General features: G+C 66.7%; 14 protein-coding genes. 6 read left to right on the forward strand and 8 right to left on the reverse strand.

Features of this window, described 5'->3' with window-relative positions; all coding sequences use genetic code 11:
- Positions 1–37 precede the first annotated feature (37 nt).
- From QH168_RS27075 to QH168_RS27085, 3 genes are all read right to left on the reverse strand, one after another.
- Positions 38–2,413, reverse strand: a complete 2,376-nt coding sequence (locus QH168_RS27075; protein WP_280468794.1) for a lysylphosphatidylglycerol synthase transmembrane domain-containing protein — start codon at positions 2,411–2,413, stop codon at positions 38–40.
- Between the two features lie 280 nt (positions 2,414–2,693).
- Positions 2,694–3,458 (reverse strand): SDR family NAD(P)-dependent oxidoreductase, encoded by a 765-nt coding sequence (locus QH168_RS27080; RefSeq protein WP_280468796.1) that lies wholly within the window; start codon positions 3,456–3,458, stop codon positions 2,694–2,696.
- Positions 3,445–4,227, reverse strand: coding sequence for a 2OG-Fe(II) oxygenase family protein (locus QH168_RS27085; protein ID WP_280468798.1), 783 nt, complete (start codon positions 4,225–4,227; stop codon positions 3,445–3,447). The genes QH168_RS27080 and QH168_RS27085 overlap by 14 nt, the downstream gene beginning before the upstream one ends.
- Before the next feature lie 64 nt (positions 4,228–4,291).
- On the opposite strand from QH168_RS27085, the gene QH168_RS27090 reads away from it, so the two are divergent.
- The gene (locus tag QH168_RS27090; RefSeq protein ID WP_280468800.1) at positions 4,292–4,891 is read left to right on the forward strand and encodes a GDSL-type esterase/lipase family protein; all 600 of its coding nucleotides are present in this window, start codon (positions 4,292–4,294) and stop codon (positions 4,889–4,891) included.
- A gap of 96 nt (positions 4,892–4,987) precedes the next feature.
- Here QH168_RS27090 and QH168_RS27095 read toward each other — a convergent pair whose 3' ends face one another.
- Entirely contained in the window at positions 4,988–6,457 is a 1,470-nt protein-coding gene (locus QH168_RS27095; protein WP_280468801.1) for an ABC1 kinase family protein, read from the reverse strand.
- 99 nt (positions 6,458–6,556) lie between these two features.
- Between QH168_RS27095 and QH168_RS27100 the strand changes: the two genes are divergently transcribed.
- Complete coding sequence (locus tag QH168_RS27100) at positions 6,557–7,330, forward strand: winged helix-turn-helix domain-containing protein (RefSeq protein WP_280468803.1); 774 nt, start codon at positions 6,557–6,559, stop codon at positions 7,328–7,330.
- A gap of 131 nt (positions 7,331–7,461) precedes the next feature.
- Here the strand turns inward: QH168_RS27100 and QH168_RS27105 are convergent, their stop codons facing one another.
- From QH168_RS27105 to QH168_RS27120, 4 genes are all read right to left on the reverse strand, one after another.
- A complete protein-coding gene (locus QH168_RS27105; RefSeq protein ID WP_280468805.1) occupies positions 7,462–8,589 on the reverse strand; it encodes an NAD(P)H-dependent flavin oxidoreductase in 1,128 nt (375 codons plus the stop codon).
- A gap of 207 nt (positions 8,590–8,796) precedes the next feature.
- Positions 8,797–10,149, reverse strand: a complete 1,353-nt coding sequence (locus QH168_RS27110; RefSeq protein ID WP_280468807.1) for a WS/DGAT/MGAT family O-acyltransferase — start codon at positions 10,147–10,149, stop codon at positions 8,797–8,799.
- A 113-nt stretch (positions 10,150–10,262) separates the two neighbouring features.
- Positions 10,263–10,916: a class I SAM-dependent DNA methyltransferase gene (locus QH168_RS27115; protein ID WP_280468808.1), complete on the reverse strand. Its 654-nt coding sequence runs from the start codon at positions 10,914–10,916 to the stop codon at positions 10,263–10,265.
- Positions 10,917–10,939: 23 nt separating this feature from the next.
- Complete coding sequence (locus QH168_RS27120; protein ID WP_280468809.1) at positions 10,940–12,328, reverse strand: hypothetical protein; 1,389 nt, start codon at positions 12,326–12,328, stop codon at positions 10,940–10,942.
- 139 nt (positions 12,329–12,467) lie between these two features.
- Here QH168_RS27120 and rpsF point away from each other — a divergent pair, with 139 nt between their 5' ends.
- From rpsF to rplI, 4 genes are all read left to right on the forward strand, one after another.
- Positions 12,468–12,755, forward strand: a complete 288-nt coding sequence (gene rpsF, locus QH168_RS27125; RefSeq protein WP_280468811.1) for a 30S ribosomal protein S6 — start codon at positions 12,468–12,470, stop codon at positions 12,753–12,755.
- Positions 12,756–12,849: 94 nt separating this feature from the next.
- The gene (locus QH168_RS27130) at positions 12,850–13,401 is read left to right on the forward strand and encodes a single-stranded DNA-binding protein (protein ID WP_130918294.1); all 552 of its coding nucleotides are present in this window, start codon (positions 12,850–12,852) and stop codon (positions 13,399–13,401) included.
- A 56-nt stretch (positions 13,402–13,457) separates the two neighbouring features.
- Positions 13,458–13,709, forward strand: a complete 252-nt coding sequence (gene rpsR, locus QH168_RS27135) for a 30S ribosomal protein S18 (RefSeq protein WP_036541619.1) — start codon at positions 13,458–13,460, stop codon at positions 13,707–13,709.
- A 17-nt stretch (positions 13,710–13,726) separates the two neighbouring features.
- Positions 13,727–14,185 carry a 50S ribosomal protein L9 gene (gene rplI, locus QH168_RS27140; RefSeq protein WP_280468812.1) on the forward strand — a complete coding sequence of 153 codons (459 nt, stop codon included), beginning with the start codon at positions 13,727–13,729 and terminating at the stop codon, positions 14,183–14,185.
- Positions 14,186–14,560 lie beyond the last annotated feature (375 nt).

Genomic DNA, 14,560 nt, shown 5'->3' on the forward strand with positions numbered 1-14,560 from the left:
GCGGGATGGGTGCACCTATCAGTGCGCGGGTGTCGGCTCAGATCATGTTCTTGTTGGTCATCCAACGCATGACCTGCCAACCGCAGAACACCGGCAGCCAGCAGGTGAGCACGCGGTAGAGCAGCACCGACGGCACGGCGATCTCGATGGGCAGACCGAAGGTCGCCAGACCACCGATCAATGCCGCCTCCACCGCGCCGACACCACCGGGGGTCGGCGCCGCCGATGCTAGCGTGCCACCGATCATGGTGACGATCGTGACCGTGACGAAGGTCGTCCCGCCGCCGAAGGCCTCCACACTGGCCCACAGCGCCAGCGCCTGGCCGAGCGTCAGGGCGGCACATCCGGCGATGATGATGGCGAACCGCTTCGGATCACGCGCCAGATCGGTCAGCTCGCCGAGCACCTCCTGTAGCTGCGGCCGCACCGAATTATTGAGCCAGCGACGCAGTTTCGGCACGAACATGAAGGTGCCGATGATGCCGACGCCGACCCCGGCGAGCAGATAGAGAATCGTCGCGTCCGGTACGAAATGCGAGAGATCGGCCGATGTGCCCGCGGCGATACTGAAGAACACCAGCAGGCCGATATGGGTGATCACCTGCACCGCCTGCTGCAACGCCACCGCGGCCGTCGCACGGACCGCACCGAGGCCGCCCTTTTGCAGGAACCGCACGCTCAACGCGAGACCGCCGACGCGCGCCGGGGTGGTCGTCGCGGCGAAGGTATTGGCGATCTGCATGATCACCAGATTGCGGAAGCTCACCACCCCCGAGGCACAGGCCCACAGGGCGGCGGCGGTGCCGATATAGGTCAGCGATGACAGCGCGAGACCCGCGAAAGCCCACCACCAGTTCGCGGTGCGCAGCTGGCTGAAGAAGGTCGGCACGGCGCTGATGAACGGATACGCCACGTACACCAGGCCGATCAGCAGGACCAGCTGGATGATGCTCTTGCGGCTGAACCGGGTGATCTGCTCGGCCTCGATGCGGTCCTGGCCGGTCTGCTTACGCACCTCCTCGCGAGTGCCGGACAGCACCGACTTCCAGTCCGGCACCGATTTACGAATCCCCGACGGCATCCCCGATCTGGTCAGCCTGCGCGATGCGGTGAGCACCGATTTTTCACCGAGGCCAGCGATCGCCGCGCGCACCGCGGCTTCCTGGCCGAAGATGGACGCCGTCGTGACCAACAGCTGCGCGACATCGGACTGCACCTGTGCGTCGGTGGCGCCGAGTTCGGCGCCGACGAATCCGCCGAACCGGGCGACGCCGTCCTCGACGCGGATCTCGTCGGGACGCAGATCGCCGACCGCGATCTGTCGGCGGTGCAGGGAGTCCAGCGATTGCCACAGCCCCGGCAATACCTGCTCGTCCAACTCGGCCAGCGCCTGGCCGCGCGGCACCGTATGCGCGTACAGCATCCACCCGCGATCCAGCGACGCCACCGCGACCGGTGCATGCGCGGCCATTCCCAGATCGCCGATCGCGATGGCCATCAGCGCCCGATGTTCGACCGCCCGGTGCATCGAACCGTGCAGTGGGGCGGTCTCGCTGGACCGGAAGTTGAGCCAGCGCCACACCTGCCGCAACGCGCCGTGGCTGCGCTGATTCTTTCCGTACAGCTCCACCGTGAGCAGCCGCTCCGGCCCGGCGACGGCCGCCGACAGCATCAGCGGTCCCGGACCAGATGGCCGCACCACGGTGACCGCGGTGACGGTGAACCCGCGCTTGGCCAGTACTCGCACGGCGGCCTCGAGCGGAACTTCCAGCGCGGGGGTGCCCACCACGAGCACGATCACCGCGCCGACCAGCCACCCCACCGCGAGCCCGAACATGGCGCGCGCGGGCACGACGGTACTGACCACCAGATGGATCGGCGCGAACGCCAGCAGTAGAAACCACATCCAGCGTCGGGCCCGCACCGGCAGCCACGGACTCGATACCGTGAGCACCGCGGCCAACATCGCGATCCAGCGCGGATCGTCGAGGAACTGCTGGAGGAAGGTGTTGTCGAGTTTATCGGGCACCTGGAAATGCCATTTCGGCGCCGACAGACCGGTGCCGGTGATGGAGAGCAGCAGCCCGGCGACCAGGCCCGCCGCGGCGTATCCGGCCAGTAGTTTCCACTGCCTGCCGAGCACGAGTTCGATCAGAATGGCGAACGGCAGGATCAGAATGGCGATGCCGTAGAGCAGATAGACCAGATTGGCCTGATCGGGATTGAGCACTCCGACGATGGTCGATACCGAACGTTCCAGCGCCAGCCATTCCGGCCGGGTGATCACCGAGCCGGCGATCACCACCCCTACCCCGATCGCGGCGAGTACGACACGAACGATGTCACTGGTGCGCCTGGTCAACGGTTGCAGCAGGCTGCCCGTGACCGGGATGTCCCGCCCATCGACTCGCATGTCGTATCGGTACTTTCGGATCGAGTTGAAGCTACGTCGGCCACCCTCGCTCACTGCACGTGAGTATGCAGGAGGCCGACGCGGACGATACACACCAACACGCCGCACCGATGTCCACCGATCGGTTGCCCGCGCGGGCGCGAGGTGGTATCGGCGGTGCGCCGAGCCCGCCCCATAGCGGTTCCGTCGCACGGCCCCGACGGCGATCGGTTTCTCGACGCAGGGACGTCCGCATAGCGAGTATGCGCCGGGATTCGTCCCGCTCCGGTGTGGACCGAACTCACGCCCCGGTCAGACGAGCATGCCGACCGACCGGCGGCCCTTCCGGTGGGACCACACTGAACACGGTGCCCGTCATCTCGCCGCTGTCGAGTTCGACGATGGAGCGTACGACCTTGCTGGTGGGAATGGAGCGAGGGAAGGCGTCGGGCGCGATCGCGTTGACTCGCACGCCGAACTCGTCGAACTCGTCGGCCAGATGACGGGTCAGCTTGTTGAGTGCGGCCTTGGAGGTGCCGTACAGGGTCTGACCGCCGAACACCTCCGGCCCGGACATGCTGGACACATTGACGACATTGCGGTTGTTCGCGCGGTTGGCCGCATCGTCGTGCAGCCAGGACCGCTGCGCCAGCCGGGTCGCCAGCCGCAGCGGCACCTCGACATTCAGCGTGAACACCGGTGCGAACGCGTCGAGCGCGGCGTCACCGTCGACGACGCCGAGCGGGTGCAGCGTCATATCGGCCGCATTGTTCACCAGCAGATCCACCCGGCCGAACCGGGCAAGCGCCAGATCGACGACCCGTTCGGGCTCACCCGGCTCGGCCAGATCCGAGTGCACGACGAAGACCCGCGACTCGTTCTGCGCAACCGCGCGGTCGGGGTCGAGCGGGTCGACGAACCACTCGTGCTGCGAGGGCGCCGCCGGTACCCGGTTCCGGCACACCGCGACGATGTCGTAGTGGGTGTAGGTGGCGCGACAGAAGGCATCCCCGAGCCTGCCGCCGGCGCCGGTGATCAGGCAGACGCGACGCTCACCACTGGACAATGCGGTCTCCTCCCCAACGCCGCACCACATCGGCCTTCGGCCGGTGCAGCCACATCACCACACAGTTGCGTTCGGCGGTATTGGCACCGGCGAAGGCATGCCATGAGCGCGGCGTGCATTCGAACATCACCATCGAGTTGTTCAGCGGCGGGACCGCTTTGACCGCCCGCGCTCCGCGCTCACCCCGGCTGAACAGCGCGGTTTCGCCGCCGTCGCCCGGCTCCCACGGCGAGTTCGCCAGATAGAACAGCAGGGTGACCGCGCGAACGGTCTCCCTGGCCTCGACGCCGTCGGCGCGCCTGCCCGTCTTCGTCTCCACGGTCGAATCGGGGACGCGCACTTCGCCGGGCCCCGGTGCGGCACCGGAGAACCAGGCCGGCGCGAGATCGTTGTGCGGCCAGCCGCGCGGGCTGCCGACCGGATGGCAATGCAGCGAGGCCTCGATGTCACCGGTCGCCGCGACCCCGGCGACGCCGGCGATCGTGTCGTGCCATTCACGGGACTGGAACACCGCCAGCGGTCCGTCACGCAGTTCGGTGAGCCGCAGGCCGGTGGCGCCGTACCCGTCGGCGACCTTGCCGAACCGGTCAGGATGGTCTTTGCGCGCTCGCTCGAACTCGTCGGCGAGGCGTCGATAGAATTCCGGCGCGAATACATCGCGCGCGTAGACATGCGGAAACGGCTCGGTGCGGCGTATCCAGTGCCGACTGCCGAGCAGATCCGCGAACCACTGCGGGGCGGCGGCCCGCCGCTCCGATTCCCCTGCCACGATCACTCCCTCCCGAACGAACACCGCGATCTTATGGCACGAGGGCGGCGGGCATGATCATCCGGTGAGTCGTGATACCCGTATCTGTTTCGTCGGCGATTCGTTCGTCGCCGGTGTCGGCGATCCGTCGGCGCTCGGCTGGGCCGGTCGCCTGGTGGCCGACGCGCACACCGCCACCCATCCGGTCACCGCGTACAACCTCGGTGTGCGTAGGCAGACCTCCACCGATATCCGGGCACGCTGGCTCGCCGAATGCCTGCCGCGCCTCCCCGAGGGAGTCGACGCACGCGTGGTGTTCTCGTTCGGCGTCAACGACACCCTGTGGGAGGGCGGCCGAGCGCGGGTCGCACCGGAGGATTCCGCGGCCAACCTGACCGCGATACTCGAGGCGGCCACCGAACATCGCTGGCCCGCGCTGGTCGTCGCACCGCCGCCGATCGACGACGACGAGCACAATGCCCGCACCGCCGTCGTGGATCGGTTGTTCACCGAGATCTGCGCCACCGCGGGTGTGCCCTACGTCCGCACCCATCAGCCGCTCGCCGCGAATCCGACGTGGCGGCACGAGGTGCGGATCGGTGACGGTGCGCATCCGGGTGCGGACGGTTATGCGATCGTGGCCGACTTGATCCGGCCTGCATGGCGAGAGTGGTTGTCGTACTGACCTTGTCGTATCCGGCGGCGCCGTTGCGGGGCACCGGCATCGCCGCCGAGCAACACATTCTGTCTGGGACACCGCGGGATGCGGTCAGGACTTCTCTCAGCTGATGGGAACCCGCTGCGCCGCGCGTATCCGCCGCTGCGCCGCCAGATCGATCGGTCGGGCATCCGCAACCACATCCGCTCGCTGGAACACCTCGTCGAGGAACGGCAACGCACCCACCACCTCGTCGAGATAGGAGCCCTCGGCCTCCAACTGGCTCAGCGCGCCGATCAGTGTGAGCCCGGCGCGGGCGAACGGTGTGAACGGCGCGGGCATGGTCAGCTCCCTGACCACATTCGACAGCCGCGGATTCGTCGTCCGCACCACCTGCTTGCGCAACCAGCGGGTAGTCAGCCGGAACGTGCTGTGCCGCAGCGGTTCCCCACATTCGCCGAGCGCCGAGACCAGCGCGTCGGCGTCGAGGGCGCGGCCGGGATCGACGAATCCGTGTGCGCGCACCCCGGCTTCGAGTTCGGCCGCGCCGCCGGTGAAGAACGCGTCGCAGAAATCGTAGGCCAATGCGCGGAATTCGGACGGCCACGGGGCACAGGCGCCGAAATCCACGATGCCGAGCCGCCCATCCGGCAGCAGCCGGAAATTACCCGGATGCGGATCGCAGTAGAGCAGATCGTGACGCCACCCCGACAGCACGAACCGCGTCATCAACATACCGACTCGATCGCGTTCGGACTTGCTGCCGGAGGCGATGATTCGCGAGACCGGCGTACCGTCGAGCCATTCGCTGATCAGCACATCACCGCGCTGGCGCACCACGGCGGGGATATAAAAATCCGGATCATCGGCGAACGCGGCCGCGAAGGCGCGCTGATTGTCCGCCTCTGCGCCGTAATCGAGTTCGTCGCGCACACAATCGCAGATCGCCTCGGTCACCGCCTTCACATCGGCGCCGGGCAGGAACACCGAGGCCAGTGTCGAAATGCGGCGCAACTGGGTCAGATCGGCCTCGACGGCGGCTCGCCCGCCCGGATACATGATCTTGACCGCCACCGGCCTTCCGTCATGCCATATCGCGCGATGCACCTGCCCGATGGAGGCGGCCGCCGCCCGGTGATCGTCGAACTCGCCGAACGCCGCCCGCCAGCAGCCGCCCATGCTCGCCGCCATCGCGGCATCCACCGCGGGTGGCAACATGATCGGCGCCGCGTCCTGGAGCCGCGTCAGCGCGATGCGATAGGGATCGGCTATATCTTCCGGGAGTGCGAGCTGATAGATCGACAGCAGCTGACCGAGTTTGGTGGCGCAACCCTTCAACTCGCCGAGCACCTCGAAGATGTGCTGCGCGGTGCGCAACTGGATCTCCCGGTCCACCTCGTCCGCCGAGCGGCCGAGCGCCCGCCGCCCGACTCCCGCCGCGCGCCGACCCGCGTAGGCGACCGGCAGCGCCGCCAACCTGGCATTGCGCGCCGCCCGGCTCATCGGCGGCGCGCCCTCGGTGCGTGCCTGGAACAGGCCGGACCGCCCCGTCGGCTCGCCTCCGGCCCGGCCGCTACCCCATCGAGTGGTCATGATTCACCTCACACTGCGCCGCCCCGTAGTATCCATGTGCAGTCTGGCACATTGCGCCTAGACTGTCTGGGACGTATGGATGAAGGTGAGAGGTACACGATGGGATCCCGGACGGTGGTCGCCGACGCTGCCGATGAGCTGGCACGCCGGGTTGCCGCGGGGGAGTACCGGCCCGGCGAACTGATGCCCTCGGTGCGGCAGGTCGCCGATGAATTCGACATGAACCGCGCCACAGCGCAACTCACACTCGGACGGCTGGAGTCCTACGGCTTCGTAGACGCGCGTCGCGGTAAGGGCTTCACCATCCGCGATGTCCGTGAGTTCGGCGGTATCGACGTCTACCGGCATCTGTTCCGCTACTCCGTGCAGATGCCCGAGGTCGCGGTCGAGATGTTCCACGACATCGTCGAAGTGGAACGCGGCATCGTGATGGACGCGCTGCTCGCCTATACCGCGGGCCGCTGCGAGGCCGATCCGGTGGCGCTCAAGGCCGATATCGACACCCTGGAAGCGCTTGCCCGCCTGGAGGTTCCGGACTATCGGGAGATCCTCTCGGTCGAGATCGGGTTGGTGCGCAGACTGCTCAGCGGGCTCGGCTCCACCATGCAGCGGGCGATCTTGAACTCCATCGGTGAGATGGTGCTGGAGGTGCCGGAGGCGATCGAGGCCTATTTCGCCGGCGCCGCCGATCTGCACGTGCTGGTGTGGCGGGCGCTGATGGCGGTGTGGGAGTCCGATTCCGGACCGTCGGAGGCCCAGCTCGCGCTCTTCGAGGACCTGTTCGGGATGTACCACGAGAAGGTGCTCGCCCGCTTCGCGGAACTGCTCGATCGCGCCGAGCCCACCGAAGCGCCACACGCGGCAACAGCCTGAATCGCTGAGCCCGAATCTGCCGTCACCGCTGGCGGATTCGCGATCTCTCGGCGCTCCCGCAGCGGTTATATCGTGTTCGACGGCCGCCGGATCCGAAGATCCGGCGGCCGTCGGTCAGCTGCGTTCCGCGCTCAGAGTGAACCGTTGAGCTTGTTCAAGCGCTCGCAGGATTCGACGTACTCCTCCACCAACCGCGCCATCACATCGGCCGAACGCTCCACCTTGTTCATCATGCCGACCACCTGGCCGACCGGATTGAAATTGACGTCCTTCGCCGCCTCCGGATACCGGTGCCCACGCTTCACACCATCCAGCGCGACCATCATCTGCAAGGGCATCGGCAGCGGATCAGGGGTATCGGACCGCTCCCACGCCTCGGTCCAATCGTTGCGCAGCATGCGCGCGGGCTTACCGGTCCACGCCCGCGAACGGACGGTGTCGTGGCTGGTCGCGTCGATATAGGTCTGCATCTGCGCGGGCGGCACATTGGCCTCCTCGACGGTCAACCAGATCGAACCGGTCCACGCGCCCGCCGCGCCCATCGCCATCGCCGCCGCCACCTGACGGCCGTCGGCGATACCACCGGCGGCGAGCACCGGCATATCGCCGACCGCATCGATCACCTGCGGCCACAACACCAGCGAGGACACCTCACCGCAGTGTCCGCCGCCCTCGGTGCCCTGGCAGACCGCGAAGTCCAGACCGGCGGCCTTGTGGTTCAGCGCATGCTTCACCGAACCGCAGAGCGCGCCGACCAGGCGACCGGACTCCTGGATCTTGCTCACCACATCCGGCGGCGGCGTGCCGAGCGCATTGGCGACCAGCTTGGCCTTCGGATGCCGCAGGATCACCTCGATCTGCGGGGCCGCGGTGGTCGCGGTCCAGCCGAGCAGCTGCGGATGCACCTCATCGGCGGGCAGTTCCGGCACACCGTGATCGGCGAGCAGCTTGGCCGCGAAATCGCGATGCCCATCCGGGACATGCTTGACCAGCTCGGCTTCGAGCTGTTCGGGCGAGAGGCCATCGATGCCCTTGCCCTCGTACTTGGACGGGATCACCAGATCCACGCCGTAGGGGTTGTCGCCGACGTGCTCATCGAGCCAGGTCAGCTCGACCTCGAGCTGTTCGGCGGTGAAGCCGACCGCGCCGAGCACACCGAGACCACCGGCATTGCTGACCGCGGCCGCCACATCGCGGCAATGGGTGAAGGCGAAGATGGGGAACTCGATCCCCAGGCGGTCACAGATTTCGGTACGCATGGCGGTTCTGGTCTCCCTATGCCCTGGAACGGGTTGCATAATGTTCGGCTCGCCGGATCCGATCCCGCGAACGTCCGTGGCGGCCCCTGCCGCTCGAAACCGCCGCGTACCGCAGATATCGCCAGTATGCGGCCGCGGCGCCATCGATCGGCATCGGTGCCATGCCTCGAATGTAACACGTTCTAGTTTTGCTGGGGAGGGAAAATGTCAGCGCGCGGCGTCCTCCAGCGCGGCCAGCGCATCCTCCAGATGGATCAGCAGTCGCGACAGCTGCGGCACACTGCGACGGCAGCCGACGATCCCGAAATCCAGATTGTCCGCAGTGGTGGTCAGCGTGATGTTGACTGCCTGCCCGTCCAGCGGGATCGACATCGGATAGGCCGCGTCCAGCCGCGCGCCACCCCAGAACATCGACTCACGCGGGCCGGGCACATTCGAGATGACGATGTTGAACGCCGGACTCGTCATCGACACCAGCCCCGGCAACAGCGACAACGCCAACGGGCTCACCATCAGCGCCGACAATGCGATCGACTGCGTACTGGACAGCCCCGCGTACACCTGCTTGCTGCGCCGCATGGACTCACCTATCACCCGCAACCGCTCGATCGGATCGGCGATATCGGTGGCCAGATTGCACAGGATCGCGCCCACCTTGTTGCCGCCACCGTCCCCGTCGTCATCGGCCGGGCGCAACGAGATCGGCACCATCGCGATCAGCGGTTTGTCCGGCAACGCGTCCCGCTCGGCCAGATAGCCGCGCAGGGCGCCGGAGGACATGGCGAGCACGACATCGTTGATCGTCGACCCGGTCGCCTTCTTCACCTGTTCGAGCCGCTGCAACGACCACGATCCGGCCACACAGCGGCGAGCACCGCCGATCGGCACATTGAGCATGGTGCGCGGCGCCGCGAACGGCAGCGTCAACTGCTGCTGCACCAGTGCCGACCGCGCGACGCGCATCAGTGCGGGCCCGGAAGCCGCCGCCGACAACAGGTTTCGCGCCACGGTGTTCGAGCCGGAGTCCGTACGCGGCCGACGCTGCCGGCGCGGGAGGTGCCACGGCACCCGGACCTGCGTCGAACTCGCATCGCTGGTCAGCGTCCGCCGCAACAACCGCTGCGCCGAGACACCGTCGATCAGGGCGTGATGCATCTTCGAATACACCGCGAACCGACCGTCGGCCAGGCCCTCGATCAGATGCAGCTCCCACAGCGGCCGATGCCGGTCCAGCAAGCCACCGTGCAACCGCGACGCCATATCGAGCGCGTCCTCGACGCGCCCGGGATCCGGGAGCGCCCACCGGCGCAGGTGATATTCGAGATCCACCTCGTCATCGCGCGACCACGCCAGCTGCGGGGAGCCGAACAACGTGGCCGGACGTTTACGGAAGGTCGGATGCAGCTCCCGCTCGGCCAGCATGGTGTCGTGCAATCGCCGCACGAAATCGGGCCCCGAGCCCTCTGGCGGCTCGAACAACTGCATCGAACCGACATGCATCGGATGCTCGCGGGATTCGCCGATCAAGAAAGCGGCGTCGATCGGTGACGTCAGTTCCATGGCGGTCGTCCCCCTGACGATGACGGTGAATTCGGCGATCGACCACGGTGTCGGAGCTGGCGCGCCGCGGGCGGCGCCACCTCACGGTACCCGGACGCCCGCCACCCGTCGGACTAACGAACGCGCGGAGGGACTTTGGTCACCAGCACGCTGGCCTGACCGAATCGCTCCTCCGGGCCCGGGTCGCGGACCATCCGCGTCACCGGCGCGAAACCGGCGGTGCCAAGCAGTTCGAGCAGCCGCTCCGGCGACCAGCAGTAGGCCTCGGTGACCTTGTGATCGAAGGCCGTCACGAGCGCGGGCGGATCGGTCGCGAAGAAGCCGAGCAGTGCGTAACCGCCGTCGGCGAGGACCCGGTGGAACTCGGCGAACACATCCGGCACCCGGTGCGGCGGCAGGTGGATGATCGAATACCAGGCCAGCAGCCCCGTCAGCGAACCATCGGCGATATCGAGTCGCTCCATGGTGCCGACCGCATAACGCGGGCCCGGATGGAGCCGCTCGGCCAGCGCGATCATCTCCGGGGACAGGTCGATTCCGAAGACGTCGAGCCCGAGTTCGGCCAGATACCCCGTCATCCGGCCGGGACCGCAACCGATATCGGCGACCGGGCCGGATCCGTTGTCGCGCACCAGCTCCGCGAGGATGCCGAGCATGGCTCGGTCGCAGGGGCTGCGGTCCAGGTGGCCCGCCACGAGGTCGGCATAGAGTTCGGCGACGCCGTCGTAGGCGGTGCGGGTGAGGTCGATATCGGCGAAGTCGGTCATCGCACCATTGTCTCGGACCGGACTCAGCCGACGGGCACGAGATCGCCGGAGTCGCGGTGCGGCGCCGGTGGCGCGGTGGGCTTGTCGATTCGCGGCCTCGCCCGCACGAACACGAAGAACAGCACGAGCAACAGCGCCGCGCGGCCCCACACCCCGAACTGCACGATCGCCTCGGTCGTCTCGACAGAATTTCCGGTGCCGAGCGCATAGAAATACCGGAACACTCCGATACCGATGGCCGCATCGGCCAGCAGATAGGCGCCGATCAACGTCCACGGCACCCGCAGCAACACCAGGAAGGGAATGATCCACAGCGTGTACTGCGGTGAATGCACCTTGTGGAACAACAGGAATCCACACAGCATCGCACCGCTCACACCCACCCACGGAAACACTCCGGTGGTGCCGAAACGCCGCCAGCCCAACCACATCGCCACCGCGAACGAGACCAGGATCAGCGCGGGCGAGGCGCCGGAGACCACCTGCTGGAAATTCTCCTCGCTCACCGCGTCCGGCCCGAACAGCGGCCGCAATCCCCAGTACCAGATCGAATTGGTGGTGATATCGGCCTGACGCAACTGCTGGAAGGTGATCGAGGCCCGCCAGCCCTCATAGCCCGCCAGCGCGAACGGCAGATTCACCGCCACCACTGTCGCCAGCGCCGCCGCGCCCGTGAGCAATGCACCACGCATATCGAATTTGCGCACACGTGCACTGTCTGACTCGGCGCCCCCGGTCAACACATATGCCATCAACGGCAGAACGAAGATCCCCGGATACAACTTCAGACAGAACCCGACGGCCAACAGAATCGCGGCGAGCACACCTCTCGTGCGCAGCGAATATCGCGGCAGCGCCGTCACCACATAGATCGCCGCGACCGCCGCGCACACCACCGGCAGCTCCCAGTTGTGGAACGCGTAGAGCACCAGCGGCGGTCCCGCCGCCCACAACAGGGCGGGCCATCCGGCCATCCGGCCCAGCAGCCACGCGGTGAGCAGCGCGAACGGCGCGAGCAGCAGCGCCGAATGCAGCAGGAACATCGCGTCGTTGTCCGCGCCGATCGCACCGAGCCACATGAGCACGCCGCTGAGCACCGGATACTCCACCGCACCACCGACCAGCGAACCGTCGTCGGTGATGCCGCCGTGGATATAGGGGAAGACGTGCTGATCGATATCGCGACCGAGCCACAGGAACTGGATATCGGAATAACAGACCCGCGAATCCTTGAACAGATCGAAGGCCACCGAACGCCCGTCGGTGCGGAACGGCGCACCCGCGCAGCGCGCCTTGTTCCAGAACGCGACCAGCAGCGTCAGCCCGCACAGCAGCACGGCGACGGTTGCCGGCGTCACGCGACGCGCCAGGCGACCGGCGACGAGCTCGCCTGCTGCGGGTCCGTTCGGCATGGAGACCAGCGTAATGGCGGGGGGATCGATTTCGTCGGTCAACACCTGGTCAGGTAACCTTGCCGGGTTGCTGACGCGACGACCCTCCTGCCACGGACCGTCCGTGGCCGTTTCCTAGTCCACAGGAGGTGATTGGTCCGTGCGTCAATATGAAGTAATGGTCATCCTCGATCCGAGCCTGGACGAGCGCACCGTTGGTCCGAACCTGGAGAACATGCTCAGCGTGGTTCGCACCGAAGGCGGCAAGATCGACAAGGTCGACATCTGGGGCCGCCGCCGGCTCGCCTACGAGATCAGCAAGCAGGCCGAGGGCATCTACGCCGTGGTCGATCTGACCGCCGAGCCCGCCACCGTGAGCGAACTCGACCGCCAGCTCGGACTCAACGAGTCGGTGTTGCGCACCAAGGTCCTGCGCCACGGCAAGTAGTTCTTTGTGCCTCGTTTGGTCGGTGCCTGTCTCTAGGCTCTAGCACGACACAGCGAGTGCACCCGGGAACTGCACACCGAGCAGGAGGAACCTCATGGCAGCAGGCGACACGGTCATCACCGTCATCGGAAATCTGACGGCCGACCCCGAGCTTCGATTCACGCCCGCGGGCGCCGCGGTGGCGAACTTCACCGTCGCCTCCACGCCCCGCGTGTTCGACCGTAATACCAACGAATGGAAAGACGGCGAAGCGCTGTTTCTGCGCTGCAATATCTGGCGCGAGGCCGCGGAGAACGTCGCCGAGAGTCTGACCAGGGGTTCACGTGTGATCGTGAGCGGACGGCTCAAGCAGCGCTCCTACGAAACCCGCGAGGGTGAGAAGCGCACGGTCGTCGAGCTCGAGGTCGACGAGGTCGGTCCCTCGCTGCGTTACGCCACCGCGAAGGTCAACAAGACCAGCCGCGGCGGTGGGGGTGGCGGCGGATTCGGCTCCGGTGGTTCCGGCGGCGGTGGTGGCAACTACCAGCAGGCCAACAGTGGTGGTGGACGTTCCGGCGGCCAGGGTGCCGCCGACGACCCGTGGGGCAGCGCGCCCGCGGCCGGCTCCTTCGGGGGCGGCCGCATGGATGACGAACCGCCGTTCTGACAACGGCTCATATCGGCCCGCGACGGCGGGCCACCAAGATTACGGAGTAGAACACCATGCCTAAAGCGCCCGCGCGCGAAAAGGTGCTCAAGAAGAAGGCTTGCACTTTCTGCAAGGAGAGCAAGACCGGACTCGTCAACATCGACTACAAGGACACGGCGCTGCTGCGTAAGTACGTCAGCGATCGCGGCAAGATCCGTGCCCGCCGGGTCACCGGCAACTGCGTGCAGCACCAGCGCGATATCGCGGTTGCCGTCAAGAACTCGCGTGAGGTGGCGCTGCTGCCTTACGTGTCGACGGCTCGCTGAGCAAGGGAGGCACGCAAATGAAGCTCATTCTGACCGCTGATGTGGACAACCTCGGTGCCCCCGGCGACACGGTCGAGGTCAAGGACGGTTACGGGCGCAACTACCTGCTCCCGCGCGGCCTTGCCATCGTCGCCAGCCGTGGCGCGCAGAAGCAGGTCGAGGGCATTCGCCGGGCGCAGGATGCCCGTCGCGTGCGCGACCTGGACCACGCCAACGAGCTGAAGCAGGCCATCGAGGGCCTGGAGTCGGTGTCGCTGAGCGTGAAGACCGCTGGCACCGGCAAGCTGTTCGGTTCGGTGACCCAGTCCGACGTCGCCGCCGCGGTGAAGTCGGCCGGCGGCCCGGTCGTGGACAAGCGCAGCATCGACCTGCCGAAGTCGCACATCAAGTCGACCGGTAAGCACAAGATCTCGGTGCACCTGCACCCGGACGTGGTTGCCAAGTTCGACCTGGACGTCGTCGCAGTCGAGAGCTGAGTCCGCGCACTCGCGCTGATTTCTCCATAGTCGAAGGCCACGCTCGTGTTCGGTACGAGGGTGGCCTTCGACCGTGCGCTGTCTGTTCTCAGGACTTATCCCCATGCTGTTAGCCGTGGGTTAGCCCTGTCATGCATCGGTCGCTCCGCGATCACGGGGGTGGCTTCGTGCTGCCCGGACGACGGGAAGTTATCCCCAGATGTGCATGCTGTGGATCACTGGAGAAACCAACTGCTCGTAATGTGATTCACCTCATAGCTTGTCTACCGTCTGTTAACTCAACACGCCCGGCTGTTCAACTCCACCGACACGCCGAGACTTTATTTATCCACACGTGCACACCTGTGGAAATACGTACCTATCTGCGTGTTTGTG

Source organism: Nocardia cyriacigeorgica (genome assembly GCF_029868385.1).
In the GTDB taxonomy this organism is placed as follows: Bacteria; Actinomycetota; Actinomycetes; order Mycobacteriales; family Mycobacteriaceae; genus Nocardia; species Nocardia cyriacigeorgica_F.